19 protein-coding genes are annotated in these 25,177 nt (G+C 66.4%); 8 read left to right on the plus strand and 11 right to left on the minus strand.

Annotated features, from left to right (window positions below):
* Positions 1-154: 154 nt before the first annotated feature.
* The 4 genes from ACFFJK_RS11065 to ACFFJK_RS11080 all read right to left on the minus strand — a co-directional run bounded on the left by ACFFJK_RS11065 (position 155) and on the right by ACFFJK_RS11080 (position 6,646).
* A complete protein-coding gene (locus tag ACFFJK_RS11065; RefSeq protein WP_379679186.1) occupies positions 155-943 on the minus strand; it encodes an OmpA family protein in 789 nt (262 codons plus the stop codon).
* Entirely contained in the window at positions 940-1,905 is a 966-nt protein-coding gene (gene tagF, locus ACFFJK_RS11070) for a type VI secretion system-associated protein TagF (protein ID WP_379679187.1), read from the minus strand. Before tagF ends, ACFFJK_RS11065 begins: the two co-directional genes overlap by 4 nt.
* Positions 1,905-5,705: a type VI secretion system membrane subunit TssM gene (gene tssM, locus ACFFJK_RS11075; protein ID WP_379679188.1), complete on the minus strand. Its 3,801-nt coding sequence runs from the start codon at positions 5,703-5,705 to the stop codon at positions 1,905-1,907. Before tssM ends, tagF begins: the two co-directional genes overlap by 1 nt.
* Before the next feature lie 98 nt (positions 5,706-5,803).
* Positions 5,804-6,646, minus strand: a complete 843-nt coding sequence (locus ACFFJK_RS11080) for a M15 family metallopeptidase (protein ID WP_379679189.1) — start codon at positions 6,644-6,646, stop codon at positions 5,804-5,806.
* Positions 6,647-6,738: 92 nt separating this feature from the next.
* Between ACFFJK_RS11080 and ACFFJK_RS11085 the strand changes: the two genes are divergently transcribed.
* The 3 genes from ACFFJK_RS11085 (at position 6,739) to ACFFJK_RS11095 (ending at position 11,627) form a co-directional block, all read left to right on the plus strand.
* The gene (locus ACFFJK_RS11085) at positions 6,739-7,593 is read left to right on the plus strand and encodes a hypothetical protein (protein WP_379679190.1); all 855 of its coding nucleotides are present in this window, start codon (positions 6,739-6,741) and stop codon (positions 7,591-7,593) included.
* Positions 7,594-7,695: 102 nt separating this feature from the next.
* Entirely contained in the window at positions 7,696-9,342 is a 1,647-nt protein-coding gene (locus ACFFJK_RS11090; RefSeq protein ID WP_379679191.1) for a VRR-NUC domain-containing protein, read from the plus strand.
* Positions 9,339-11,627, plus strand: coding sequence for an ATP-dependent DNA helicase (locus ACFFJK_RS11095; protein WP_379679192.1), 2,289 nt, complete (start codon positions 9,339-9,341; stop codon positions 11,625-11,627). Before ACFFJK_RS11090 ends, ACFFJK_RS11095 begins: the two co-directional genes overlap by 4 nt.
* Positions 11,628-11,635: 8 nt before the next feature.
* Here ACFFJK_RS11095 and ACFFJK_RS11100 read toward each other — a convergent pair whose 3' ends face one another.
* From ACFFJK_RS11100 to ACFFJK_RS11130, 7 genes are all read right to left on the minus strand, one after another.
* Entirely contained in the window at positions 11,636-12,388 is a 753-nt protein-coding gene (locus ACFFJK_RS11100; protein ID WP_379679193.1) for a LytR/AlgR family response regulator transcription factor, read from the minus strand.
* Complete coding sequence (locus tag ACFFJK_RS11105) at positions 12,366-13,475, minus strand: sensor histidine kinase (protein WP_379679194.1); 1,110 nt, start codon at positions 13,473-13,475, stop codon at positions 12,366-12,368. Before ACFFJK_RS11105 ends, ACFFJK_RS11100 begins: the two co-directional genes overlap by 23 nt.
* A 13-nt stretch (positions 13,476-13,488) precedes the next feature.
* A complete protein-coding gene (locus ACFFJK_RS11110) occupies positions 13,489-14,202 on the minus strand; it encodes a LiaI-LiaF-like domain-containing protein (RefSeq protein WP_379679195.1) in 714 nt (237 codons plus the stop codon).
* The gene (locus ACFFJK_RS11115; protein ID WP_379679196.1) at positions 14,192-14,581 is read right to left on the minus strand and encodes a LiaI-LiaF-like domain-containing protein; all 390 of its coding nucleotides are present in this window, start codon (positions 14,579-14,581) and stop codon (positions 14,192-14,194) included. The genes ACFFJK_RS11110 and ACFFJK_RS11115 overlap by 11 nt, the downstream gene beginning before the upstream one ends.
* Positions 14,582-14,848: 267 nt before the next feature.
* A complete protein-coding gene (locus ACFFJK_RS11120) occupies positions 14,849-15,022 on the minus strand; it encodes a hypothetical protein (protein WP_379679197.1) in 174 nt (57 codons plus the stop codon).
* Positions 15,023-15,086: 64 nt separating this feature from the next.
* Positions 15,087-15,248: a hypothetical protein gene (locus ACFFJK_RS11125; protein WP_379679198.1), complete on the minus strand. Its 162-nt coding sequence runs from the start codon at positions 15,246-15,248 to the stop codon at positions 15,087-15,089.
* Positions 15,249-15,538: 290 nt separating this feature from the next.
* The gene (locus ACFFJK_RS11130) at positions 15,539-18,502 is read right to left on the minus strand and encodes a TonB-dependent receptor (RefSeq protein ID WP_379679199.1); all 2,964 of its coding nucleotides are present in this window, start codon (positions 18,500-18,502) and stop codon (positions 15,539-15,541) included.
* A gap of 274 nt (positions 18,503-18,776) precedes the next feature.
* Between ACFFJK_RS11130 and ACFFJK_RS11135 the strand changes: the two genes are divergently transcribed.
* The 5 genes from ACFFJK_RS11135 (at position 18,777) to ACFFJK_RS11155 (ending at position 25,168) form a co-directional block, all read left to right on the plus strand.
* Positions 18,777-19,715, plus strand: a complete 939-nt coding sequence (locus tag ACFFJK_RS11135) for an N-acetylmuramoyl-L-alanine amidase-like domain-containing protein (RefSeq protein WP_379679200.1) — start codon at positions 18,777-18,779, stop codon at positions 19,713-19,715.
* A 551-nt stretch (positions 19,716-20,266) separates the two neighbouring features.
* On the plus strand, positions 20,267-22,099 hold the full coding sequence (locus ACFFJK_RS11140; protein WP_379679658.1) for a polysaccharide biosynthesis protein: 1,833 nt from the start codon (positions 20,267-20,269) through the stop codon (positions 22,097-22,099).
* Positions 22,100-22,165: 66 nt separating this feature from the next.
* Positions 22,166-23,494, plus strand: coding sequence for a nucleotide sugar dehydrogenase (locus ACFFJK_RS11145; protein WP_379679201.1), 1,329 nt, complete (start codon positions 22,166-22,168; stop codon positions 23,492-23,494).
* A 19-nt stretch (positions 23,495-23,513) separates the two neighbouring features.
* Positions 23,514-24,572 carry a Gfo/Idh/MocA family protein gene (locus tag ACFFJK_RS11150; protein ID WP_379679202.1) on the plus strand — a complete coding sequence of 353 codons (1,059 nt, stop codon included), beginning with the start codon at positions 23,514-23,516 and terminating at the stop codon, positions 24,570-24,572.
* A 2-nt stretch (positions 24,573-24,574) separates the two neighbouring features.
* Complete coding sequence (locus tag ACFFJK_RS11155; protein WP_379679203.1) at positions 24,575-25,168, plus strand: acyltransferase; 594 nt, start codon at positions 24,575-24,577, stop codon at positions 25,166-25,168.
* Positions 25,169-25,177: the final 9 nt, after the last annotated feature.

Genomic DNA, 25,177 nt, shown 5'->3' on the forward strand with positions numbered 1-25,177 from the left:
ACAGGCCAATGCAGTGCTCATCAGCTAACAGCTCTTCCGTACTCACGGCCGCCTCCACAATCCTGAAACCATCGCGTCAGCATACGCCGAATCGATGTTTCAGGAATGTGGATGTACGTTAGGGCGAAGGCCGGGATCCAGTTTCGCGCAAACACTACTGAATCACCTTGAACTCGATCCGCCGGTTGCGCGCCTTCCCCTCCGCCGTGCGGTTGTCGGCCACCGGCCGGTCCGGTCCCTCCCCCGACACCATGATCGTGTCCGCCGCAATACCCTTCCCGACGATGTAGGTCTTGACCGCCTCCGCGCGCGCCTGGCTCAGCGACAGGTTGCCGGCGCGCGAGCCGGCATTGTCCGTGTGCCCGATCACCTCGACCTTGACGCCCCTGAGCTTCTGCATCGCCGCGCTCATCTGGTCCAGCACGGCCATGCCGGATTCGGTCAGCGTCGCCTTGCCCGATTCGAACTCGATGATCCGGTTCGCGAGCGCCGCATCGAGCAGGCCCTGCTGCGTCTCCACCACCCGCAAGCCGTTGTTGACGGTGTAGGTGGGGTTCAGGCTGGACGCGATTTCGCCGGCGATTCGCTGGCGCTGCTCCTCGTTCTCGACGTCGCCGCGCAGCGAGACGTTGGTGCCCTCGACCTTGAGCTGGCCGCGGCTGACCAGCTTCAGGTTGGGGTTGATGAGCTTTGCGACGTAGTCGTTCCAGTTGGCGGGCGCGGCCACGGTGCCCACCGACAACTGGTCGACCACGCGCGAGGCCCCGTACACCGCGCGCAGGCGGTCGAGCAGCGCGGCCCTGGTCGGCTCGTCGGCGACGGTCCCGCTGACGACGATCGGCGGCTCCTGCTGGGCATGGGCGAGGCCGGCGACCAGGAAAGCACCCAGCAATGTCGAGAACGTGGTGGAGAACTTCGCGCAGGGTTTCTTCAATGGGTTCACGTGGCGGCTCCGATGAAGGTTTTCATGAACATGTCGCGCGCCAGCCCGAGCGGCAGGTCCGGCTGCGCCAGGTAGCTGGCCAGCGAGCGCACGTCGAGGTCGATGTAGAGCTGCTCGTCGATCCAGCCGGTGTCGCTCAGGCGCACCTGCTGCTCGGCGCCGACCAGGGGATCGACCACGCCGCGCAGGGTTTCCGCCAGCGCCGCGCAGAAGCCGATCACCAGCACCGGACGGCCCTCCTGCCGGGTGAGGAAGATCGCCAGGTCGAAATTGGCGCGGCGCAGGAAGGGCGCGACCAGCAGCAGCCAGAAGGCGGCGACCGGGTGGCGCGCGGCGGCATCGTTCGGCAGCGGCAGCACGAGGCTCTTGTGCAGCTCGGCCGGCTGGCTGTGCATCACCGGCTGCAGCAGCAGGCCCAGCGCGAGCACCATGCGCGCGAACTGGCGCTCCTCCAGCAGCGCGCCGAGCGAGCCGACCGTGCCGTTGGCCAGCAGATGCGACAGGGTCGGTTCGGCATCGCCCAGCGCGATGGCGGCATCGGCGATTGCCGCCAGGTGCGGCGCCGGGTCGGCGTCGCACAGCACGCGCGGGCACATCGATTCGAGGAAGCTCCACAGGGGTGCGAAGGCGAGCGGGCAGCGCGTGACGAAAGCGGCCGGATCGAGCACCGCGTGCGTGCGCGCGGCCAGGAAGGGAAACCGGCGGCCCGACTGGTCGTGGCTGGCGAGCAGGTGGCCGGCCACGGCATGGCGGCGCGCGGGCCCGACCAGCGCGAAACTCACGGCCGGCATGGCGTCGTAGTTGATGCGCCAGCGCGCATCCGAAGGCAGGAGGGTCATCACCTGCGCCAGCCAGCGGTCGAGCATCGTGATCGCCGCCGCGTCGTCGGCCAGCTTGACGAAGTCGGCGCGCGCCGGAATCTTGCCGAAGTAGCCGATCCGTTCCGAAGCGGGGCCGCGCATCACTGGCCTCCGGAAGTGGCGGCGAGCGTCGGGCCGCCCGGCGCGCCGTCGGGAACAGCTTCCAGCGAGCGGCCGACGATCACCGGCGGCAGGCGCAGCCCCTGGAAACCCTTGCCCTGCTCGCCGCTGCCGCTGGCGGCGGCGCTGCTGACGATCTTCAGGTCCACCGTCACCGTTACATTCTGCGCGCTCCAGCGCAGCTCGAACACGCCGCCGTCCTTACGCTTCTTCTGGGCCGCGTCGATCATCCGCTTCAGGCCCGACTGGCCCGGTTCGTTGAACAGCTCCACCGTGCGGCCGTCGAACGTAACGGCCGAAATGCGCACGCCGGCCACCCCCTGCGGCCCCGGGTGCACCATGTTGGTCCACGCGGGCGGCGTGTTCTTGTAGCGCAGCTGCTGGCCGTCGATGTCGAGCGTGTATTCCAGCGTGCCCGGGGCTGCCTGCGGCAGGATCTGGAACACGGTCTGTGGGCCGTTGCTGGTAGCGACGCCTTTCGAGGACAACGGTGCGATCCAGCCCGGGAAGCCGGACACCACCTGCGGCGACAGGGTGATGCCGATGTCGGCCCAGGTGCGGGGGGCCAGCACGCCGCCCCGGTTCACGACCAGCGGTCCCATCGACGTCGTGACGAACTTGGCCACCTCGCCCTCGGGCCCGAATATCTGGCCGATCTCCCCTGGAGTGGCTTCCACGCTGGAGCCGGCGGCGAACGGGTACTTGGTGGCGAGCGTGCGCTGGAACGGTTCGACCACCTGCAGCTGCCAGGTCTTGTTGATTTCGGCCTCGGACGGCAGCACCACCATGGCGAAGGTCTGGATCAACGGGCGCACCAGCAGCGGGCGCAACGCCGCCTTCTGGGTGTCGCTCATCCCTGTCAGCATCTGCTCGTCGACATAGCGCAGCGCGTCGGCCAGCTCGGAGCCGTTGCCCTCCAGCGTCTGCTGCATGAACTGCTTGGCGCCGGGACCGGGGTCGCCCTGGTTCTTGAGTGCGTTCAGGCGGGTCCGCAGCTTCGACAGGGCGTCGAGGTAGCCCGTCATCAAGGAGGCGTCCTTTTCCTTGGCGCCGACCAGGCGCGCCACGCCGGCGAACTCGCGCCCGATCGGCCCGGAGTTCTGTTGCGCCAGCAGCGAGGCCGGATCCACCGTATTGGCCAGCGTGCGCGCGTCCGACGGTGCCCGGCGCAGGATGACTTCCTTGAACCAGTCGGCAAAGCCGCGTTCGGTCTTGCTCAGGCCCGCGCCAAGCGCACCCGGATTGTCCCACACGGTCTCGTCGTAGATCGTGCGCAGCAATTTGGCGATCGGGGAAGCCTGCGGGTCGCCCAGCCGGTTCATGGCCTGCACGCTGCCATCGAACCCCTTGAGGTCGGCAATTGCGACGCCCTGCACGAACTTCATCCACTCGCGCGCATACTCGGCCTTGTACAGGTCGACCAGCGCCTTCTGGATCTGCTCGGGACTGCCTTCGAGGGTCAGGTCGTCCTTCGACACCGTCTTGAGCACCCAGTCGGCGCTTTCGGCCTGGCTGCTGGAGGCTTCGCGGATCGCGCCCAGCACGTACTTGTTCCAGGCTTCGCGGGTGAATGCGCCGCTCACTGCGTGGCTGCCGGCCACCAGCGCCTGGTCCTGCTCGCCGACGATGCGCGCCACCGTCACCGCCGGGAAGCGGGTCGCGGCGCGGGTCTTGATGTCGTTGTACACCCGCTCGCGCGCCGGGGTGCCGCGCACCACGCGGCGCAGGTGCTCGCGGGTGCTGTCGAGCAGCGACAGCTTGAGCGTCATCTGCGGCCAGGCCTGGTCGTTGATCTGCGACAGGTGGAAGGTCAGCAGGCGTTCGGCGCTGCGGATCATCTGCTCGCGCGGCATGTTGCCGCGGTTGGCTTCCAGCCAGGTGCGCCAGTAGCGCGTCAGCTGGTCGTTCAGGTGCCCCGGTTCGGCGTGGGACTTGTCGCCCAACATGAGGTAGGTCTTGAGGGCGTTGTAGGCGTCGGCCACGCTGGTCGCGGAGACGCCCTGGTACGTGCCGCCCGCGGACGTGGCGGACGCTGTCGCCTCAGCCGCCGGTAGCGCTGCCGGGGCTGCCGGGTCGGCCGGTGCGGCGCCGGGCGCCAGCTGCGCGGCGTTGGCGTTGACTTCCGTGAGCATCGTCTCCAGGGCCGCGGTGACCGGCTCGACCATCACCGCGCGCACGCCCGCAAAATACTCGTCGCGCAGCTTGCGCTCCAGCGACCCGCCCTGGTACAGGCCGAAGGCGAGCGCCCACGGCTGGTCCTTCCTGTATTTGTCGAGCTGCTCGATGCGGTCCTGCAGGATATCGAGCGCCTCCAGGCGCGACTGCAGGTCGATACGGCCGGCCTGCAGCTTGTTCACCTTGTCGAGGTCGGACTGGACATTGGCCACCAGTTGGCGGTTGCCCATGTAGGACCAGCTCCAGCCGCCCAGCGCGCAGCCGAGCAGGATGGTCGCCCCGAAGAAGGCCGCGACCTTCCAGCGCGCCGCGGAAGGGTTGGTGTAGCGTTTGACGAGCTCCTTGTCGGCGAAAATCACCTTGCGGAACAGGTCGAGCAGGAAGTAACCGGACTGCTCCTTGACTTCGCCGCCCTGCTGCTCGCGCAGCGCCAGGTCGAAGCGGCTCGCCACGCGCTTGCTCGACAGGTCCTGGACGCAGCCCTCCTGCAGCGCGCTGGTGAAGTAGAAGCCGCGGAAGACCGGCTTGAACTGGAAGGTGTTTTCCTCGAACAGCGTCGACAGGAAAGCGCGCAGCGGCGTCTTGATGGCCGCGAACTCCAGCGGGAAGGTGAACACGCCGGGCCGCATCTGCGTGCTGCGGTTGGCGCCCATGTTCGCCAGGCTCATCTCCTTGAGGCCGTCGTACAGCTCGTCGAAGTGCTCGTCGAAGAAGCCCAGCACGTCCTGCGGCGCACTGCGGCGGTTGTAGCGCAGCGTGGCGCCCCAGATCCGGTCGCGCTCGGAACGCTCGGTGTCGGCGAAGAAGTCGGTGAAACCGGCCACCAGGTCGGCCTTGGTGAAGATGACATAGACCGGCGCGTGCACGCCGAGGCGCTCGGTCAGCTCCTGCACGCGGGTGCGCAGGCTCTTGGCCAGCTCGTGCGAGGCGCTGGTCGGCCCGGCCACCAGCTCGGCCACGCTGACGGCAATCAGGATGCCGTTGATCGGCGCACGCGGGCGGTGCTTTTTCAGCAGGTCGAGGAAGCTGAACCACTCGGCACGGTCAGTGTCTTGTACCTTGTCCTGCACCGAATAGCGGCCGGCGGTATCGAGCAGGATGCCATCGGTGGTGAAGAACCAGTCGCAGTTGCGGGTTCCCCCGACGCCCTGCAGGGCCTTGTTGCCGGGGATCGGGAAGCTCAGGCCCGAGCGCGCGATGGCGCTGCTCTTGCCGGCCGCCGGGTTCCCGATGATCATGTACCAGGGCAGCTCGTACAAGGCTGCAGCGCCGCGCGTCAGCCCGAGCTTGGAGGTCTTGATGGTGGCGACCGCCTCGAGCATGTTCTTGCGCAGGACCGCCACCTCGCCGCCGGCGGCGGCGCCAGCAAGCGCCCCGTCACCGGGCACGATGGCCTCGCCCAGCCGTGTCGCGGCGCGCTTGCGGATGTGGCGGCGGATCGCCCACCAGATGCCCCAGCAGGCAAGCAATGCAAGCCCTGCGATCAGGGCCCAGATCAGGTCAATGCCGATCAGGTCGGCGCCAATGAGGAGGCAAGCCGCAAGCGCGGCGATGCCGATCGCGACCAGCACGCGGCTGTCGGTCAGGAACTGCCAGATTCTTGCCATGGCGGGAGCGGAGTGATGAGTTGTAGGAATGGCCTAAAGGAAATATTCGCACTTCGCCGCTTGGCAACACTTGCGACGGCTCAAGGGTTGCCCGGCCCTCAACGCTGCATGACGCCACGCACCCTCAGCTCGGTGTGGCCGAAATCCATCATTTTCCAGCGGCCGCCCCAGGTCAGCCCCAGGGATTCGGCGACTTCACCGTAGAGTTGGTAACCGCGCATCGCCCACGGATCCTTTTCGGAGATCACCAGCTTGCCGTCGCGCAGGAAAGCGCAATCGGCGGCCAGTCCATACTGGTGCCAGCTCTGGAAGGCCCGTGCATTCGTCACATGGCTGCCGGCCCGCGCCAGTTCCTCCTGGCGTGCCGGGCTGCGGTAGCCTTCGAGCAGTGCCATGTCGTAACCGTGCTTTTCCTTCATGATCTTGAATGCCAGCAGCAGACGCTGGCTGAAGTCCGGATGCAGCAAGCCCCAGTTACGGCTCGCGTTCACCAGCATCGGCCGCACCACTTCCACTTCGGCCGTGGTGAAGACGCCGGGAGGCAGCGCCACCGGAGGTACCAGCCGCTCGCCCTGCAGCAGGGCCGCCACCTGGGCGTCGGGCAGCGTGGTGCTGCCCTCGTACACGGGCAGCATGGCCGGGCTGCTCAAAGCCAGCGCCAGCAGCGACGGAATCAACACCGCCGGCACCCCGACGGCGCAGGCGATCCGGTGGCGCTTGACGAAGCGCACGACGCTGCCGCGCAGATCGCCGGGAAGGCCGTCGCGTACCGAACCGGCATAGCGGCTGCCCGCGATCTGCCAGCCGGTGGCGCGCCGGGCGAGGTGCTGACGGATCATGAACAGTCCCCGTGCGACGAAAGCCCGGCCGCTGGGGAACAGCGCGAGCCAGATCGCACCCGTGGCAAGACAAAAGTACAGAAGGGCGAGAAAAATCAGCATCGCTTCCTCCAAGATTGTTTCTAATCAGAATTAGGAGAACCAATCTTAGGAGTAATGTCGTGCGGCCTACAGACGAAAATCAACCCGCCTCCATGCGACCGAACCTGATGTCGCCCCGCCGTACCAGTGGCGAGGACAGCATCCTCGCGATGCTCGAACGCGAGCCGGGGCGCCGGCATGGCGCCGCCGCGTCGCCTGCACGGCTCGCCTGGTACGGTGCCGGCGCCGCCGTCGCGCTGGCGCTGACCGCGACACTCGTGTGGCTGGCCTCGAACAACAATGACCTGAGGCCGGAGGTGGAGCAAAGCGTGCTTGCCGACGCCATCCATGCACCTCCGGCGAATCCTGCGCATCCCGCGCCCGCCGGCGCCATGCGCTCCGATTCGGCAAGCCCGGCGGCGCCACCTGCTGCGCCGCTGCGCCAGGTTGCCATGGCGGCACCGCCAGGCTCGCCCGCCGCTGACGGCCCGGCGCCGACGCAGCATGCGAGTGCGGTGATCGTGGACCAGCCTGCTGCCCCCGACGGCGTGCCGCCGCTGCGCCTGCTCAAGCCGGCGCAAGCACAACCGGCCCCGACCGTGCCGGTGCGTGAACCGGCGCCGGTTGCCGAGAACGCCGCGCGCCTGGCCGAACGCACTGCGCCGGCCGCTGCCAGGGCAACGGCCACCGCCCGCACCGGCGCCAGGCAGGCCTCCGTCACGCCTGCGCGGCCGGCCGCAGCGCCCGCACGTCAGGCCGCGCTGGCGCGCAGCGCCGCCCGTCCCGCACCCGCCAGGGCGCAGCGCCCCGGCAGCCCGCGCAAGACGAGCGATGGGCACGTGGACGCAGACGTGGCCCTGATTTCCGCCGTCATCGTGCATGCCAACGGCCACGCCCCGGAAGACTCGCAGATGACCGAACTCCTGTGCCCCAACGATTCCTGCAAGGCAGCCCCCGCCCGCCAGTAACGTGGCGAAAAGCCTGCATCAGCCGCGAAAAAGGCGGAAACTGCTGGGTTATTGATTCCGCGCAGCGTTATACTGTACATAAGCACAGTGCAACGTTACGACATGATCAGGGTTCTGGAAAACGAGTTTTATTACCTGGATAACTTCCAGCGCGTCCTCGACTGGATCGGCGAGCGTTATCGCGACCTGTTGGGCGACGAGGAGCTCGCCTTCCTCGCGGCGTTTCCGGCGCTGCCCAAGGCTGCGCGCGCCCTGTTCGTGCGCATGGTCATGCGCAAGGGGGACCTGTTTCGCGCGAGCAAACTGGTCTATCCCGAAATCGGCTGTCCGGTCGACGCTGCCCGCGACCTGCTCGCCACCGGCTGGATCGAAACCAACCCGGTCCTGAGCCTGGACGAACTGTTCGACCTGCTGTCAAAACCCGAGATCGCGGCGGCTTTCGGGACCCGGCTCCCGCAAAAGAACGCGCGCAAGGCCGAACAGCTCGAAGCCCTGCGTGCTGAATTTGCCGAGTCGCGCCCCTTCGGCGACTGGTACCGCGAGTGCGCCGACCTGGCGTTGCGCATCCACGTCAAGCCCTTGTGCGACCGCCTGCGCCTGCTCTTCTTCGGCAACCTGCACCAGGACTGGACCGAGTTCGTGCTGTCCGACCTCGGCATGTTCCGCTACGAGCAGGTCGAGATCTCGCACGCCTCGCGAGGCTTTCGCTCGCGCAGCGATGTCGACCATTACCTCGTCCTCCACGGCTGCAAGGAACGCTTCGCCGCAGGCGAACCGCTCGACGAGGTCGTGCGCGACCTGCCCGAGCACGCCTTCGGCAACGACTGGCTCGCGAGCCGGCGCGAAAAGCTGCTGTTCCAGATCGGCCAGCAGTACGAAAAGCAGAAGGACTGGGACAATGCCTACGCCGTCTACGCACGCTGCCGCTTTCCGGGCGCGCGCGGACGCGCCATCCGCGTACTGGAAAAGCATGAGCGTTTCGCCGAGGCCTACGACCTGCTGGCGCTGGCCCGGCAGGCGCCGGAAAGCGAAGCGGAGCGCCAGCACCTGATGCGCATCGGTCCGCGCCTCGCGCGCCGGCTCGGCCACGCCAGGCTGGCCGCACCGCGTACCACCGGTGTCCACCGCCTCGACCTGTGCCTGCCCATGCCGGCCGGCGACTGGTGGGTGGAAGGCGTGGTGCGCGAACACCTTGCCAGCGAGGAGGCGCCGGTGTTCTACGTCGAGAACGCCCTGGCCAATTCGCTGTTCGGCCTGCTGTGCTGGCGCGCCGTGTTCGCCGCCATTCCCGGCGCTTTCTTCCACCCGTTCCATCGCGGGCCGGCGGACCTGTACAGCGCCGACTTCCACCACCGCCGCGAGGCCGAGTTCGCGTCCTGCCTGGCCGAGCTCGAGGACGGCCGCTATGTCGGGACCATCCGCCGCAATTTCGAAGAAAAGGCGGGCATCGCCTCGCCCTTCGTGTACTGGGGAGCGCTGACCGGCGAGCTGCTCGACCTGGCGCTGGCCTGCATTGCGCCGGCGCACCTGCGCAAATGGTGCGAGCGCATCCTGGCCGACGTGAAAGCCAACCATACCGGCTTCCCCGACCTGATCCAGTTCTGGCCGCACGAAAAGCGCTACACCATGATCGAGGTGAAGGGCCCGGGCGACCGCCTGCAGGACAACCAGCTGCGCTGGATCGACTACTGCACGGCGCACGGAATGCCCGTGTCGGTCTGTTACCTGCAGTGGGAGGTGGCTGCTTGACTGCGGGCGGCCTCGCCGGTGACGGCCCGTGCTACAAGGTCGCCGTGCGCACCTTGTGCGAATTCACCGCCAAGCAGGGTGACCTCGACCTGCGCTTCACCCCCTCGCCCAGCGCCCAGGAAGGCATCGCCGGCCATGCCGTCGTTACGGCCCGCCGCGGCGGCAACTACCGCACCGAAGTGTCCCTGAGCGGCGACTGGGGCGGGCTGCACGTGCGCGGCCGCGCCGACGGTTACGACCCCGACCAGAACCTGCTCGAAGAGATCAAGACCCACCGCGGCAAGTTTTCGAGCATCCCCGACAACCACCGCCACCTGCACTGGGCGCAGCTGCGCGTCTATGGCCACCTGCTCTGCGTGGAGCACAGGCTCGAGCAGGTGAACCTGGCGCTGGTCTACTACGACATCGGCAGCGGCCAGGAGACGGTACTGCGCGAGACGCAGGATGCGGCGGCGCTGGCCACGCTCTTCGCGGACCTGTGCGCGCGCTTTTCCGCCTGGGCTGCGCAAGAGGCGGCGCACCGTGCGGCGCGCGACACCGCGCTGGCCACGCTGCGCTTTCCGCATGCGGATTTCCGTCCCGGCCAGCGCCAGCTGGCGGAGAACGTCTACCGCGCCAACACGAGCGGGCGCTGCCTGCTGGCGCAGGCGCCGACCGGCATCGGCAAGACCATCGGCAGCCTGTTCCCGGTACTGAAGGCGATGCCGCAGGAAGGCCTGGACAAGGTATTCTTCCTGGCCGCGAAGACGCCCGGGCGCCGGCTTGCGCTCGACGCCGCCGCCAGCCTGGCCGGCACGACCATCCCCCTGCGCGTGCTGGAACTCACCGCCCGCGACAAGGCCTGCGAACATCCGGACAAGGCCTGCCAGGGCGACTCCTGCCCGCTCGCGAAAGGCTTCTACGACCGCCTGCCGGCGGCCCGGTCGGCCGCCGTGCAGGTGGGCATGCTGGACCGCGAGGCCTTGCGCGAGGTCGCGCTTGCGCACGAAGTTTGTCCGTATTACCTGGGCAGCGAGATGGCGCGCTGGGCCGACGTGGTGGTCGGCGACTACAACTATTACTTCGACGGCGGCGCCATGCTGTACGCGCTCGCATTGGCCGACAACTGGCGCACCAGCGTGCTGGTCGACGAAGCCCACAACATGGTGTCGCGCGCGCGTTCGATGTACAGCGCGGAGCTGGAGCGCGGCAACCTGCGCGCGGCGCGGGCGAACGCGCCGGAGCCGGTCAGGAAGGCGCTCGAGCGCGTCGGCCGCGCCTGGACCGGCGTCGACAGGGAAGCGCCCGCGCCCTACCAGGTGCTCCCGGCCGTGCCGGAGAAGCTGCTCGACGCCCTGCAGAACGCCACCAGCGCCGTGAACGACTTCCTGGCCGAGTTCCCCGGACCGCTCGATCCGGACCTGCAGCGCTTCCATTTCGATGCATTGGCCTTCATCCGGCTGGCCGAATCCTTCGGCGCGCATTCGCTGTGCGACCTGGCGCGCGCGGGCGTGCGCGACTCGAACATTTGTATTCGCAACGTGGTGCCGGCGCCCTTCCTGGCACCGCGCTTTGCGCTGGCCCGTTCGGTCACGCTGTTCTCGGCCACGCTCGGCCCCTGGCACTACTTCTGCGACCTGCTCGGCATGCCGCCCGATACCGCCTGGGCCGACGTTGCCTCGCCGTTCAGCGCCAGCCAGCTCGAAGTCCACATCGCCGACGGCATCTCCACGCGCTACCAGCACCGCGCCGCCTCGCTCGGGCCGATCGCGGACCTCATCGCGCGCCAGTACGCCGCCAGGGAAGGCAACTACCTGGCCTTCTTCAGCAGTTTCGATTACCTGGAACAGGTGCTCGCGGTGCTGCAGGAACGCCACCCGGAGGTGCCGGCATGGCGCCAGGAGCGCCGCATGAGCGAACCGGAACGCGCCGCCTTCCTCGATCGCTTTGCCGCGGGCGGGCGCGGCGTGGGTTTCGCCGTGCTGGGCGGATCGTTCGGCGAAGGCATCGACCTGCCGGGTGAACGCCTGATCGGCGCCTTCGTCGCCACCCTCGGGCTGCCCCAGGTGAACCCGGTGAACGAACAGCTGCGCGAGCGGATGCAGGCGATGTTCGGCGCCGGCTACGACTACACCTACCTGTATCCCGGCATGCAGAAGGTGGTGCAGGCGGCCGGCCGCGTGATCCGCACCGAGCTTGATCATGGCGTCGTCTGGCTGATCGACGACCGCTTCGGCCGGCCCGAGGTGCGTGCCCTGCTGCCGGCCTGGTGGGACGTGGACGAGCGGCCCGGCGCACGCAGCTGAGGAGGCGATCAGCGCACCGCTTCGCGCACCCGCTGGTAGCCGCTGCGGCTGATCGGCAGCTTGACGCCATCCTTCAGCACCGCGCAATAATTGTCCTTGCTGGCCGGCTCGATGCGCGCGACCGATCCGACATTGACGATGTACGAACGGTGGATGCGGATGAACACCTGCGGGTCGAGCTGCGCTTCGAGCTCCGACAGGCTCTGGTGCTTGAGCCAGGCCCGCCCGCCTGCGTTGACCTGCACGTAATCGTCCTGGGCCTCGATGTAATCGATGGTGGGCGCCGGCACCAGGTGCACGCGGGCGCCATCCTTGATCAGGACCCGCTCGAGGTATCCGTGGCGCCGCGCCGCCTGCGCTACCAGCGCTTCCACCCCGGCCTGTCGCGGACGGCGGCTGCGCGCATGCTCCAGCGCCTGGGCCAGCCGCTCGCGGCTGAAGGGCTTGAGCAGGTAGTCGATCGCATGCACCTCGAACGCCCGCAACGCGAACTGGTCGTAAGCGGTGGTGAAGATGTAGTGCGGCGCATTCGGGCTCGTATCGGGCAACTTCGTGCCGGCCAGCTCCACCACTTCGAAGCCGTCCAGCTTGGGCATCTGGATATCGAGGAAGACCAGATCCGGAGCCAGCTCCCCGATGGCCTTCACGGCCTCGAAGCCGTTGGCGCACTCGCCGACGATCTCCACGTCGGGGTGGCGTTCCAGGTACTCGCGCAGCAGCGCCCGCGCCAAGTGCTCATCATCGACGATCAGTACGCGCATCCGCATCTCCCATCAGGCTTTCCGTTGTCTCCGCGGGCAGCACCAGGTCCACCCTGAACTTGTCGTCCTCGCGTGTCCAGTGCACGCTGGCTTGCCTGCCGTATGCAGCGGCCAGCCGCTGGCGGACATTGGCCAGGCCGATGGCACCGGGCGCTGCCGCTGCTCCCGCCTCGTCCGGATCGATGTCATTTTGCACCCGAAGACGCAGGAGCGAACCGGCGCGCTCGGCCCAGACCGTAATCCTGCCGCCATCGAGCATCTGCCCGATCCCGTGCTTGACCGCATTTTCCACCAGGGGCTGCAGGATCATCGGCGGCAGCAGGCATTGCGCAGCATCCTCGCCCACCTGCCGTGTGAACGCCAGGCGCGGCCCGAAGCGTACCTGCTCGATCGCCACGAAACGCTCGAGCAGCGCCATTTCCTCGCCCAGGCTGACCTTGCGGTGCGCCTCCAGCCCCAGTGTGTGGCGGAAGAAGCCGGCCAGCTGCAGGCTCATGTCGCGTGCCTTGCCGGGATCGATGCTGGTCAGTGCGCTGATCGAGTTCAGGCTGTTGAACAGGAAATGCGGATCGACCTGCGTGCGCAGCATGCGCAACTCCGCATCCTGCGCCAGCAGCCGGGACTCGAGCGCCTGCGTCTCGGCGCGCCGTGCCCGCTCGAACTCCAGCGCCAGGTAGTGCGCGACCGCCGTCATCCAGTACAGCAGCACGCCGATCCCGAACATCATCGCCACGAACGGACGCGTTACCGCCACCGCGTCGGCCTGCGCCAGCACCAGCGTGCACAGCGACGCCCAGGCGCTGCCGGCCACGCACCACATCAGGGCCGCCGTGGCCGCGCTGAAGACGAACACCGACAGTACCGCCCCCAGCCGCCGCTTCCCGAGCGGATAGGCGCGGCACAGGTAGTAGGCGGAGAAACCGCAGGCGCTGGCGTAGCACAAGGTCAGCGGGACCGCGAACAGCAGGCTGGCGAGCGGGCCGGCGCCGGTGGCAGCGACGATCAGCCCGGCCAGCAGCACGCCCAGCATCATCCAGGCCAGCAGATAGAGCGCAACGCTGCGCCGCACCCAGGAACTGCCGTTCATCGACGGCGGACCATCAGTTGCGAACCTCCACGCCGCCCATGATCGCATAGCCGCGCACGACCAGCCGCTTGCTGTTGTCCGGCGGCGTGATGGTCTTTTCCTCGAAGCCCCCCATGATCGGCGTGCCGTTCAGGACAACCGTCCAGTCGGGCGGAACCTTCAGGGTGACGCCGCCCCAGAAAGCGAACACGTTGAGGACCGCTTCGTCCTGGATCGATGAATTGCGCAGGTCCAGTTCGCAGCCGCCCATCACTGCGGTGATCTCGCCGCCGCGGAAATGCGGGGTCGTGACACGGCGGTCGAAGCCGCCCAGGATGGCAGTGACGTCCACCACGTCGCTTCCGGTACCACCCTCGTCCTTGAGCGAGCCGCCCGAGAGCATGCGGCGTCCGGTGACCGCCTTGTACAGCATGTAAGCGCCGAAGCCGATCAGGAACAGCGGCCACACGGCGCGCCAGCTGAAGTCGATGATGTCCATCCGGTCCAGCATCATCAGCACGCCGACGCCGATGAATCCCGTACCCATCAGCTGGCCGCCACGGGTTTGGGTGTCGCACAACTTGACGGTGCCGACGACAATGAACAGCATCGGCCAGAACGACACGGCGCGGTGCATGTCGAGGATGCCGAGGTTATCGAGCAGGAACAGCAGGCCCATCAGGATCACGAGCAGGCCAAGCACGACCTGGCTGGTGACGCCGGCCTTCGACTGGATTTCATTTTTCATGCTGGCTCTCCGGATTGTTGGTGCTCGGTTGTTGCGACAGGCGGCGCGCGACCAAGGGCTGGACCACCATGTTGACGCCCCAGGCCAGGATGAACAACGGCCAGCTGTTAAAGAAAGTCAGGCCGAAGACGTTCTCGAGGCAGGCGAACAGCCACAGGCCGATGAACACGGTCCACAGGCCGTTGCCGAATTCGCGCGGACTCGGATAGCCGATGGTCTGGTTGATACCGACGACGACCAGCAGCAGCGGCCAGTAGTGCCAGGTCTCGCTGGCGTCGATATGGCCCAGGCGATCGAGCAGGAAGACGGTGCCGACGACGATCAGGAGCAGGCCCCAGATCACCTGCTTGCGCCAGCGGTAGGCTTCTTCGGTATGCATCTCGCGTATCTCCTCGTGTGTGCTCGCAGCTGAGCGAATGGACACACGATACCGGAACGGCAAGACCTGTTGGAACCGGAAATCGGCGAACGGCGGCCACGGGGCGGCGAACGGAGAAGAATTCGGCGGACGACCGGGAAAACGCTGAGCGGCACAGCGGCACGGAGGTCGCCAATGACGGCGTGGGCGACAGCACCCACTGGTGGGAACGGGGCGGACAAAAAAAAGCCCACCCCGTCGCGGGTGGGCCAGATGGGCACAGGGAAATCAGGCAGTCGCAGCGAGATCCATCTGCGGGCGACCCTTGACCTGGTTGCGGTACTTGGCGCGGGCTTCGGCCATTTTCACGGCTTCGCGTGCGATATTGGTGCGACGAATCTCCTGGCGTTCCTTCTTGCCACGGTGTTGTGCTTCATGTTTGTTGCCAATGCTCTTGGTCATGAACGTCTCCTGGAGTGACACCGTGCTCACGGTGATGGGCCGCGCCGTCCTGGCGCGAATGAACTTAGGAGCGGCTGGTGCCCGTCTTGAGATCGGCCGGCATGAGCATTCCCCAACCAAGCTGGCGCCGGATTTCTTCCGGCGTCGGCGGCGGCGCGGACTCCCGCGCGCGACGTTCGAGGTACTCGCGTACCAGGTGCTTGGGTGGGTTCTTGATCTCGGACATGGCAACCTCCGCTACCGTTGTGGCCGTCGCCTGCGCGCCGGCCGGGATCTGGTGCCGGTCCTCGAGGCGACCGGCTGACCTGTCGAGCTGTTGGTCTACCGCGCGGATGCCGCGCAGGTCCCTCACTCACACGGCTTCATCATAGCGGCGGCGCTGGGGACCCACCGTTAGGTGACGCACATTTTGCGATAGGCGCGCTCCTACACGGCGGAGGGCGGAGACGGAAGCGAGGCAGGAAAGCTAGAAAAAAAGGGGAGCCGAAGCTCCCCCTTGGTTCAACTACGCGGGAATCAGAAGCGGTACTTCAGGTTCACGTAGTAGCTGCGGCCGGCCACGTCCAGCTTCTGCGGCTCGGCTTCGCTGTAGCGGTAGTAGGCGCGCTTCACGTTGGTCAGGTTGGTCGCATCGAGCGACAGCACCAGGTCCGGCGTCAGGTTGTAGCTTGCGTTGAACGCCAGCGTGGTGACCGGTGCGGCCATGGTCGGTGCGACCGGCATCAGGACGCCGTTGATGGTCGACAGGCCCTGGCTGTTCGCGTTCGGCGCCGGCGCCGTCGAGGTGTTCACGTACTCGCTGCGATAGTTGGCGACCAGGCGTGCCGACACCTTCTCGTTCTCGAAGTACAGGCCCAGGTTCGCCGCGTATTCCGAGGCGCCCACCATCGGACGGCCGTCGTCGACCTTGGTCTTGGCCTTGCTGACGTTCGAGGTGAAGCCGAACGGGGTGCTGCCGAAAGGCTGTTCGTACATGATCTCGATGCCGCGGATGCGTGCACCCTGCTGCGAGGCCGAATTGACCGCGAACTCCTTGACGATGTTGTCGCGCGGGTCGAGCAGGGTCACGCGGTCCTGGCCGGCGACGCCGGTCTTCGGGTAGCCGGTGATGTTCGAGGCGAACAGGTTCACGCTGACCACCGAACGGCGCGCAAAGTACCAGGCCCACGACAGATCCACGTTCTTGGCGAACATCGGCTCCAGGTTCGGGTTCGGGCCGGTCACCTGGCAGATGCCGTCGGTGCAGGTCGGCGAGCCGTAGCCGGCACCCAGGATGTTGTAGTTCTGGCGCGAGATGGTCTTGCTGGTGCCGAAGCGCAGGATCTGGTCCTTGGTCAGCTCATAACGCAGGTTCAGGCTCGGCAGCAGGTTGTTGAAGGTGCTTTCCTTCGCCTCCTTGTAGTACATCACGCCGGCGAGCGGGTTGAACGGCACGCCGTCGTAGTACTGCACGCCGTCGCTGGCGGTGGTGATGGCACCCGGCACGGCGGCGCAGGTGGTGGCCGGCTTGCCCGGCTCGGTACGCGGGCACAGTCCCACCGGGATCGGCGCCGGCACGGCGGCATTGACCTTGGTGCGCACGTAGCGCACGCCGACGTTGCCGGACCAGCGCTCGCCTTCCAGGTTGGCCTGCAGGTAGCCCGCGCTCTGGCGCTCGCGCATGTCGAGTTCGGTCGAGACGCGGCGCTCCCATTGCGCATTGGTCGGCTTGTAGTTGGCTGCGAAATAGGCCTTCAGGGCTTCCGGGGTCAGGGTCCAGCTGGTGTTGTCCCAGCCGGCCGGGCCGTCCAGGCCCGAGCCGAAGTCCGCCGGCAGCGGCTGGAAGTTGAAGGCGCCGGTCGGTGCGAACGATTCCAGGTTGCTGTTGCGCAGCTGCGGGAAGCGGCGCGCGCTGTCGCGGCGGTGGTCGGCGTGGCGTACGCCGAAATCGAGCGAGTTGACGAACGCGCTATTGAGCTTGTACTCGGCATCGAGGTTGATGCTGTGTTCCTTGTCGTTGGTGGTCACGCCCGAGGCGGCGCGGCCGCTCAGCACATACCCGCTCCCGTCCGGGTTGCGGCCCGGGACGTTCGGACCGGTGCCGTAGTACTGGACGAACGGCGCGTCGTACAGGCTGCCCAGGGCATACGACACACCCGTGCCGTAGCGGGTATAGGTCAGGCCCTGGTCGAGCGCGGTCTTGCCGACGCCCTTGGTGGCCGACAGCAGCGCCTTGACCGTCAGGTCCTGGCTCACGCGATACTTCACATCGAGATCGAGGAAGGCGCTGGACGCCTTGGCGCCGTCGCGGTAGGCGCCTTCGGTCTCGCCGATGTACTGCGGGGTGGTGCCGGCCGGGTAGACGATGTCCGCCGCCTTCAGCACCTTCAGCTCGTGGCCGTACAGGGTGCGCTCGGTCACGATGACCGGGTTCTTGATCTGCGCGTAAACGCGCTGGCCGTTCGAGTTGGTCGGGACGTTGGTGCCCTGCACGCCGCCCAGGCCGCGCAGCATGCTGAACATCGCGCCGGCGTTCAGGCGGCCGAAGTTATTGGCCTTCATCTCCGAATGGAAGCCGGTCAGGGTCATGTCCAGGTCGTTGTTCGGCTTGAACTGCAGCGAGAACATGCCGCCCTTGCGGTCACGCACGCCTTCGACGTATTCGGTGCTCATCGAACCGGGAATGCGCACGCCCTGCAGGTCCGACGCCTTGTAGCCGGTGCCGGCCAGCGATTCGTCGGTGATGCCTTTCATGGTATCCAGGTTGATCACGTCCCAGCCGCTGCCGCCCGAGTAGGCGAAGCGCGAGGCCGAGTCACGGCGTACGTGGCGCTTTTCGGCGAAGACCGTGGTGATGAAGCCGAAGGTGCCCGACTCGTTCTTCCAGTTGATTGCGGCGTTGGTATCGTGCGCGAACTTGCTCGGCAGGTCGGAGTACACGCCGCCCAGGTTGACCACGCCGGTCAGGCGCTCTTTCTGCGCCAGCGGCTTGCGGGTGGTGACATTGATGGTGCCGGCCATGCCGCCGTCGACCAGTTTGGCCTCGGAAGTCTTGTGGACGACAGCCTGGTTGATCACGGTGGACGGCATCAGCGACAGGCTGGTCGAGCGGCTGCTCGAGAGCTGGTCGGCAAAATACCAGTCGCCGCCCGAGACGGTGTGGCCGTTGAACAGGATCAGGGTGTGGTCCGGGTTGGTGCCGCGCATCGCGACCTTCTCGGCTTCGTCGTAGTCGGTACGCACGGCCACGCCGGAGAGGCGTTGCAGCGAGTCGGCGATGTTCTTGTCCGGCATCTTGCCCACGTCTTCGGCAGTAATCACCTCGACGTTGGTGGCTGCATCGCGCTTGACGGCCAGCGACTTCGCCATCGAAGCACGGATGCCCGTGACCTCGACGGTCTGGATCTGGCCCGCGGGGGCGTCCTGCGCCATGGCCGGCACGGCGGCCAGGCTCCAGACGGCCATCGATACGGCCGCGGCGAGCGGCTTCTGTCTGAACATTCTTTTATCTCCTGGGTATATAGCTATCGGACTGCAAGCTTGTTTCACGGGGCCCGAAACCGGGCGCCATCGCTGCCATTTTCAAAGTATTGATTATTTGCACCCTTGTTGAATAATCACTTGTTTTCTCTGCTATATAACTCTGAGGAATGTACATATTCTCGCCGCATAAGAAAGGTTATGGCCGGGCGACGAAATTTCATTACTCAAAGCGGCACCCCGGGCGTTAGCGTGGGAGTTCGTCAACAGCTCCTTCTACAGCTCCTTTCCGACCATGCGCCTTCTCCCCCTGCTGTTCGCCGGCGCCGCCCTTGCCGGCTGCGCCATCGCCCCGCCGAAGCCTGCGTCCTCGCCGCTCCCTGAAACACCGTTGGCGGCCGTCCTGCAGAAGCAGATCTACCAGATGACGCCACAGGAAGCGGGACGCTACATCGCCCATGTCCACGGCGCCGAACCCGACCTGCGCAAGCGCATCGCCGCCATCGGTCGCAAGAACCTCGGCCAGCCGTATTCGCTGCACCTGCTGGGCGAGTTCCCGTTCGAGATCCATGACAAGCTGCCGCTGTTCAGCCTGGAGGAAAGCGATTGCGTGGTCTTCGCCGAGCACACCTATGCGATGGCGCTGTCGCAATCGTGGGAAGAATTCTTCTGGATGCTGCAGCGGATCCGCTACCGCGACGGCGTGATCGGCGTCGCCACCCGCAACCACTACACCGAGATGGACTGGAACGTCGCCAACCGCTGGCTGGTGACCGACATCAGCGCCGACCTGGCCGGGCCGGACGGCCCGACCTACGCGATGACGGTGGACCGGGCGCGCTTCCTGCGCACGCGCCACAACACCGTGCGCGACATCCCGGTCGAGAGCAGCCGCCAGGCTTTCGTGCCGAAGGAACGGGTACCCGCCGTCGCCAGCCAGCTGCAGGAAGGCGATTTCGTCAACGTCATCTCCACCCGCGACGGCGAGTACTGGGCCTCGCACGTCGGGCTGGTGGTGCTCGGCCCGAACGGCGAACGCCACTTCCTGCATTCGCAGGAGCCGAAGGTGCGTGAAGAGACCTTCGAGGCCTTCATCGCGCGCGCTGCGCAGCGCGAAGCGCGCAACGCACGCGAGGGCAAGCGCGGCCAGGCGCTGGCCGGCTTCAAGTTCCTGCGCTTGAACGAACAGATCACGGTGCCGCCGATGGCCCCGCAACCGCGTCCCGGCCGCTAAGCCACCGATTCCCTCCTTCCCGCCCTCGCCAACCTGGTCGGCGAGGCGCCTCCCGCCCTGCCTGCGCCGCGTCGCCGGCGACCCGAGCTTGGCCCCTTTGCCTTCCCCTGTTGCGCCCGGGCCGCGCACCTCCTGATTTTCTCGCACTGTTCAGCGAAATAAATAATCTATGGAAATTAAATTCTCGATTTATTTCCTATTTTCATTTCCCATTATTAATTCCAAGTCTTTTCAATTTAATTCACTCGCCGCCGTTGAGTCAGGTCAAGCTCCCAGCGAAGTAGTCGCCAGATAATAAATTTACAAAACTCACAGACCTGATCCCCGGGCTGTATTACGGGGTTCATTTATTTGCCAATTATTGACCGTTCCATTCGCACCTGCACCCATTAATCCCATTCCTTAACCAGCAGCGGATCGCCATGTCCAATTTCAGCACCGATCTCTTCAGCCAGCTTTGCGCACGGATGGTGTCGATGAGCCGCACCAGTAAAATCGTCCTGATGGTCGTCGCCGACCTGCTGGCATTGCCGGTGTGTTTTCTCATCGCGATGATATTGCGAGGCGGCGATTTACATCTCGCAATGAATTATGGCCCGGCTTCTTATGCATTGGTTGCCGTCGTCACGATTGCGGCATTTTCCATGTCCGACCTGTATCGCGCGGTAATCCGCTTTATCGACCAGCGCTTATTGAGTTTTACCGGAGTGGCGCTCGCATTTGCCATATTCTGCGTTTATGTCGTTTTAATCGTCACGAACGAACCGCGTTTTCCAAGAAGTGCCCTGGCAATTTACTGGTTCGTCGTATTTTCATATGTCGTCATTTCGCGGATCGGCGTGCGCAACCTGCTGCGTGCCCATTGCGGACAGCGTGCCAGTTCCGACGCGGTCGCCGTCTACGGCGCCAGCGAAGCAGGCGCCCGGCTGGCGCAGGCAATGCGCCACAGCGACGAATACCGCCCGGTTTGCTTCCTGGACGACAAGACCGCACTCAACGACCGCACCATCGCCGGGCTGCGGGTGTTCAACACGGCACGCCTCCCGGAGCTGGTCGCTTCGCACGGCATCCGCACGATCGTCATCGCGTTGCCCTCGGTGTCCCCGGAACGGCTGCGCGACATCATGCAGCGCCTGGGCCAGGCCGGCGTGCCGACCAAGATCCTGAGCCGTCTCGTAGACCTTGCCGACGACCGCGCACCGGCGCGCGACTCGATCCGCGAACTCAAGTTCGAAGACCTGCTCGGCCGCCCGCCCGTGCCGCCGCGGCTCGACCTGTTCGCCCGCTGTGTGCGTGGCAAGAGCGTGCTCGTCACCGGCGCCGGGGGCTCGATCGGCAGCGAATTGTGCCGCCAGATCGTCACCCTGACCCCGCTCGAGCTGCACCTGCTCGACCACTCCGAATATGCACTGTACACGGTGCGCCAGGAGCTGACTTCCCGCTTCCCGGGCCTGACCATCCACGCGCATCTCGGCTCGGTCTGCAACAACGACCTGGTCGACCGGATCCTGCGCGACGGCAAGGTGAACACGATCTACCACGCGGCCGCCTACAAGCATGTGCCGCTGGTGGAGGCCAACATTGTCGAAGGCTTGCGCAACAACGTCGTCGGCGCCCAGGTGGTGGCCAGCGCCGCGGCCAGGCACGAGGTGGAAACCTGCGTCCTGATTTCCAGCGACAAGGCGGTGCGCCCGACCAACATCATGGGCGCCAGCAAGCGCATCGCGGAACTGATCTTCCAGGCCGCCGCCGTGCGCCACGGCGCCCACACCACCTTCTGCATGGTCCGCTTCGGCAACGTGCTCGGCTCGTCCGGCTCGGTGATCCCGCTGTTTCAGCGCCAGATCGCACGCGGCGGGCCGGTCACCATCACGCACCCGGAAGTCTCGCGCTACTTCATGCTGATCGCCGAAGCCGCCCAGCTCGTGATCCAGGCCGGCGCGATGGCCAAGGGCGGGGACGTGTTCGTGCTCGACATGGGCGAGCCGGTCAAGATCGTCGACCTGGCCCGCACGATGATCGCCATGTCCGGGCTCACCGAGCGCACGCCGCAGAACCCGCGCGGCGACATCGAGATCCAGTTCGTCGGGCTGTTCCCCGGCGAAAAGCTGCACGAAGAGCTGCTTACCGACGGCACCGTCTTCCCCAGCGAGCATCCGCGCATCATGCGGATGAAGGAAAGCGCGCTGCGACCCAGCGTGCTCGAAACCTGCATCACCTGCCTGATGATGGCTTGCGAAACCCACGAGCGCGGCACGATCGAATCGATGGTCAAGGCCATCGTTGCCGAGTACGTGCCGCACCCGCCGGTCGCCGCACCGCCACTGGTCGCGGAAACGCCGCGCCCGAGCCTGATCAAGAAGTACGTGCCGTTCCGAATTTGACGCCTCCCCCTGGAATTTGTCCCTGAAGCCTGCCCCCACTATTGTCACTGACCGACGAGGAAACACATGCGCGACGAGAACATCTCCCCTCACCTGGAGCAGCTGCTGGCCAAGCTGCAGGACCGCACTGCCGTCATCGGCATTGTCGGCCTCGGCTATGTCGGGCTGCCGCTGACCCTATGCTACGCGGCACAAGGCTTCCGGGTGCTCGGGATCGACATCGATGTCGACAAGGTCGATCGCCTCAATCGCGGTGAGAGCTACATCAAGCATATCGACGCCAAGGCCGTGGGTGCGGCGCGCGAGCACGGGTTCGAGGCCACCGCCGACTTCACCCGCGCCGGCGAAGCCGATGCCCTGATCATCTGCGTGCCCACCCCGCTCAACGCCTACCGCGAGCCCGACCTGTCCTTCGTGCTCGGCACCGTCAATGCCCTGCTGCCCTACGTGCGGGCCGGCCAGGTCGTATCGCTCGAAAGCACCACCTACCCGGGCACCACCGAAGAGGAACTGCGCCCGCGGCTGGAGTCGCGCGGCTTCACGATCGGGCGCGACCTGTTCCTCGTGTTTTCGCCGGAACGCGAAGACCCGGGCAATGCGCACTTCCAGACCCGCACGATTCCGAAGGTCTGCGGCGGCAGCACCCAGGCCTGCCTGGACGCCGGCCTGGCACTGTACCGCGCCGCGGTCGACCAGGTGGTGCCGGTCAGTTCGACCCGGGCGGCCGAACTCACCAAGCTGCTCGAGAACATCCACCGCGCCGTCAATATCGGCCTGGTCAACGAGATGAAGATCATCGCCGACCGCATGGACATCGATATCCACGAGGTGATCCGCGCCGCCGCCACCAAGCCGTTCGGCTTCACGCCCTATTATCCCGGCCCTGGCCTGGGCGGGCACTGCATCCCGATCGACCCCTTCTACCTCACCTGGAAGGCGCGCGAATACGGCGTGCACACCCGTTTCATCGAACTCGCAGGCGAAATCAACAGCGACATGCCGCACTGGGTCATCAGCAAGGTGGCCGATGCACTCAACGAGCGCGGGCGGTCGATCATGGGCAGCCGGGTGCTGGTGCTGGGCATCGCCTACAAGAAGGATGTCGAGGACATGCGCGAGTCGCCGTCGGTGGCCTTGATGGAAATCCTGCGCCGCAAGGGCGCCACCGTCGACTATTCCGATCCGCACGTGCCGGTCTTCCCACGGATGCGCGAACACCGTTTCGAGCTGTCGAGCGTGGCCCTGACGCCAAATGCGATCGCCTCCTACGACGTGGTGCTGGTGGCCACCGCCCATAGTGCCTTCGACTATGAACTGGTGCGCCAGTACGCGAACCTGATCGTCGATACCCGCGGCGTGTACACCGAACGCCTGCCGAATGTCGTGAAAGCCTGAGCCAAGCCCGGAGACTACGATGCGTTCCTATCCCCCTGCCATTCTCGACCGCAAGATCCGTTTCGCCCTGGTCGGCTGCGGCCGCATAGCCAAGAACCACATGAATGCGATCCGCGAGCACCACGACCGCTGCGAGCTGGTCGGCGTCTGCGACGTCAACCCGCGCGCACTGGAGGAAGCCGCCGCCACCGGCGCCAGGCCCTGGCGCAGCCTCGACCGCATGCTGGCCGAATGCGACGCCGACGCCTTCGTGCTCGCCACCCCGTCCGGGCTGCACCCGCAGCAGGCGATCCAGGTGGCGCAGGCCGGCCGCCATGTCATCACCGAGAAACCGATGGCCACCCGCTGGGAAGACGGAAAGGCCATGGTTGCCGCCGCCGATGCCGCCGGCGTACGCCTGTTCGTCGTCAAGCAGAACCGCCGCAACGCCACGCTGCAGCTGCTCAAGAGCGCAGTCGAGAAGAAGCGCTTCGGCCGCATCTACATGGTCAACCTGAACGTGTTCTGGACCAGGCCGGACGAGTACTACAACAGCGCAAAATGGCGCGGCACCTGGGAGTTCGACGGCGGCGCCTTCATGAACCAGGCCAGCCACTACGTCGACCTGATCGACTGGATCGTCGGCCCGGTGGAAAGCCTGCAGGCCTACACGGCCACGCTGGCGCGCGACATCGAGGTCGAGGACACGGGCGTCATCAGCCTGCGCTGGCGCAATGGCGCGCTCGGCTCGATGAACGTCACGATGCTGACCTACCCGCGCAACCTCGAAGGCTCGATCACCATCCTGGGCGAGCACGGTACTGCCCGCATCGGCGGAGTCGCCGTCAACGAGGTACAGCAGTGGGAGTTCGCCAAACCCGACCCCGATGACGAACTCGTCAAGGAAGCCAGCTACCAGACCACCTCGGTCTACGGTTTCGGCCACCCGCTGTACTACGACAACGTGATCAAGGTCCTGCGCGGCGAAGCCGAACCGGAAACGGACGGGCGCGAAGGATTGAAGTCGCTCGAAGTGCTGGTAGCGGCCTACCGGTCGGCGCGCGACGGCAAGCGCATCGCCCTCCCCCTGGAGTACTGATCATGGCCATCGTGATCCACTCCAGCGCCATCGTCGACCATGGCGCCGCCCTCGGCGACGGCACCCGGGTATGGCATTTTGCCCACGTCTGCGCCGGCGCGCGCATCGGGAACGACTGCTCGCTGGGCCAGAACGTTTATGTCGGCAACGACGTCCGGCTCGGCAACCAGGTGAAGGTCCAGAACAATGTCTCGATCTACGACGCCGTCACGCTCGAGGACGAGGTGTTCTGCGGCCCGAGCATGGTGTTCACCAACGTCTACAACCCGCGCGCCGCAGTGACGCGCAAGCATGAATACCGGCGCACCCTGGTGCGCCGCGGCGCCACGATCGGGGCCAACGCCACCATCGTCTGCGGCGTGACCATCGGCGAATATGCCTTCGTCGCTGCAGGCGCCGTCGTCAACCGCGACGTGCCGGCCTTCGCGCTGGTCGCCGGGGTGCCGGCACGGAGAATCGGCTGGATCAGCCGCTTCGGCGAACGCCTGCCGTTCGAACCCGACGGCAGCGGCGAAGCACGCTGCCCGCACACCGGCGACCTGTACGTGCTGCACCAGGGTGCGTGCCGCATCGAACGCGCCGCCAACCAATCCTAAGAAGGACCG

The sequence above is a fragment of the Massilia consociata genome, assembly GCF_042432755.1.
In the GTDB taxonomy this organism is placed as follows: Bacteria; Pseudomonadota; Gammaproteobacteria; order Burkholderiales; family Burkholderiaceae_D; genus Telluria; species Telluria consociata.

Excerpts from the sequence above, each read along its gene's own strand:
- ACFFJK_RS11080 (WP_379679189.1), bottom strand. The coding sequence starts at position 6,646 with ATGCTGATTTTTCTCGCCCTTCTGTACTTTTGTCTTGCCACGGGTGCG.
- tssM (WP_379679188.1), bottom strand. The coding sequence starts at position 5,705 with ATGGCAAGAATCTGGCAGTTCCTGACCGACAGCCGCGTGCTGGTCGCG.
- ACFFJK_RS11090 (WP_379679191.1), top strand. The coding sequence starts at position 7,696 with ATGATCAGGGTTCTGGAAAACGAGTTTTATTACCTGGATAACTTCCAG.
- ACFFJK_RS11145 (WP_379679201.1), top strand. The coding sequence starts at position 22,166 with ATGCGCGACGAGAACATCTCCCCTCACCTGGAGCAGCTGCTGGCCAAG.
- ACFFJK_RS11110 (WP_379679195.1), bottom strand. The coding sequence starts at position 14,202 with ATGAAAAATGAAATCCAGTCGAAGGCCGGCGTCACCAGCCAGGTCGTG.
- ACFFJK_RS11135 (WP_379679200.1), top strand. The coding sequence starts at position 18,777 with ATGCGCCTTCTCCCCCTGCTGTTCGCCGGCGCCGCCCTTGCCGGCTGC.
- ACFFJK_RS11105 (WP_379679194.1), bottom strand. The coding sequence starts at position 13,475 with ATGAACGGCAGTTCCTGGGTGCGGCGCAGCGTTGCGCTCTATCTGCTG.
- ACFFJK_RS11140 (WP_379679658.1), top strand. The coding sequence starts at position 20,267 with ATGATATTGCGAGGCGGCGATTTACATCTCGCAATGAATTATGGCCCG.
- ACFFJK_RS11115 (WP_379679196.1), bottom strand. The coding sequence starts at position 14,581 with ATGCATACCGAAGAAGCCTACCGCTGGCGCAAGCAGGTGATCTGGGGC.
- ACFFJK_RS11120 (WP_379679197.1), bottom strand. The coding sequence starts at position 15,022 with ATGACCAAGAGCATTGGCAACAAACATGAAGCACAACACCGTGGCAAG.
- ACFFJK_RS11155 (WP_379679203.1), top strand. The coding sequence starts at position 24,575 with ATGGCCATCGTGATCCACTCCAGCGCCATCGTCGACCATGGCGCCGCC.
- ACFFJK_RS11130 (WP_379679199.1), bottom strand. The coding sequence starts at position 18,502 with ATGTTCAGACAGAAGCCGCTCGCCGCGGCCGTATCGATGGCCGTCTGG.
- tagF (WP_379679187.1), bottom strand. The coding sequence starts at position 1,905 with ATGCGCGGCCCCGCTTCGGAACGGATCGGCTACTTCGGCAAGATTCCG.
- ACFFJK_RS11150 (WP_379679202.1), top strand. The coding sequence starts at position 23,514 with ATGCGTTCCTATCCCCCTGCCATTCTCGACCGCAAGATCCGTTTCGCC.
- ACFFJK_RS11125 (WP_379679198.1), bottom strand. The coding sequence starts at position 15,248 with ATGTCCGAGATCAAGAACCCACCCAAGCACCTGGTACGCGAGTACCTC.
- ACFFJK_RS11100 (WP_379679193.1), bottom strand. The coding sequence starts at position 12,388 with ATGCGCGTACTGATCGTCGATGATGAGCACTTGGCGCGGGCGCTGCTG.
- ACFFJK_RS11085 (WP_379679190.1), top strand. The coding sequence starts at position 6,739 with ATGCGACCGAACCTGATGTCGCCCCGCCGTACCAGTGGCGAGGACAGC.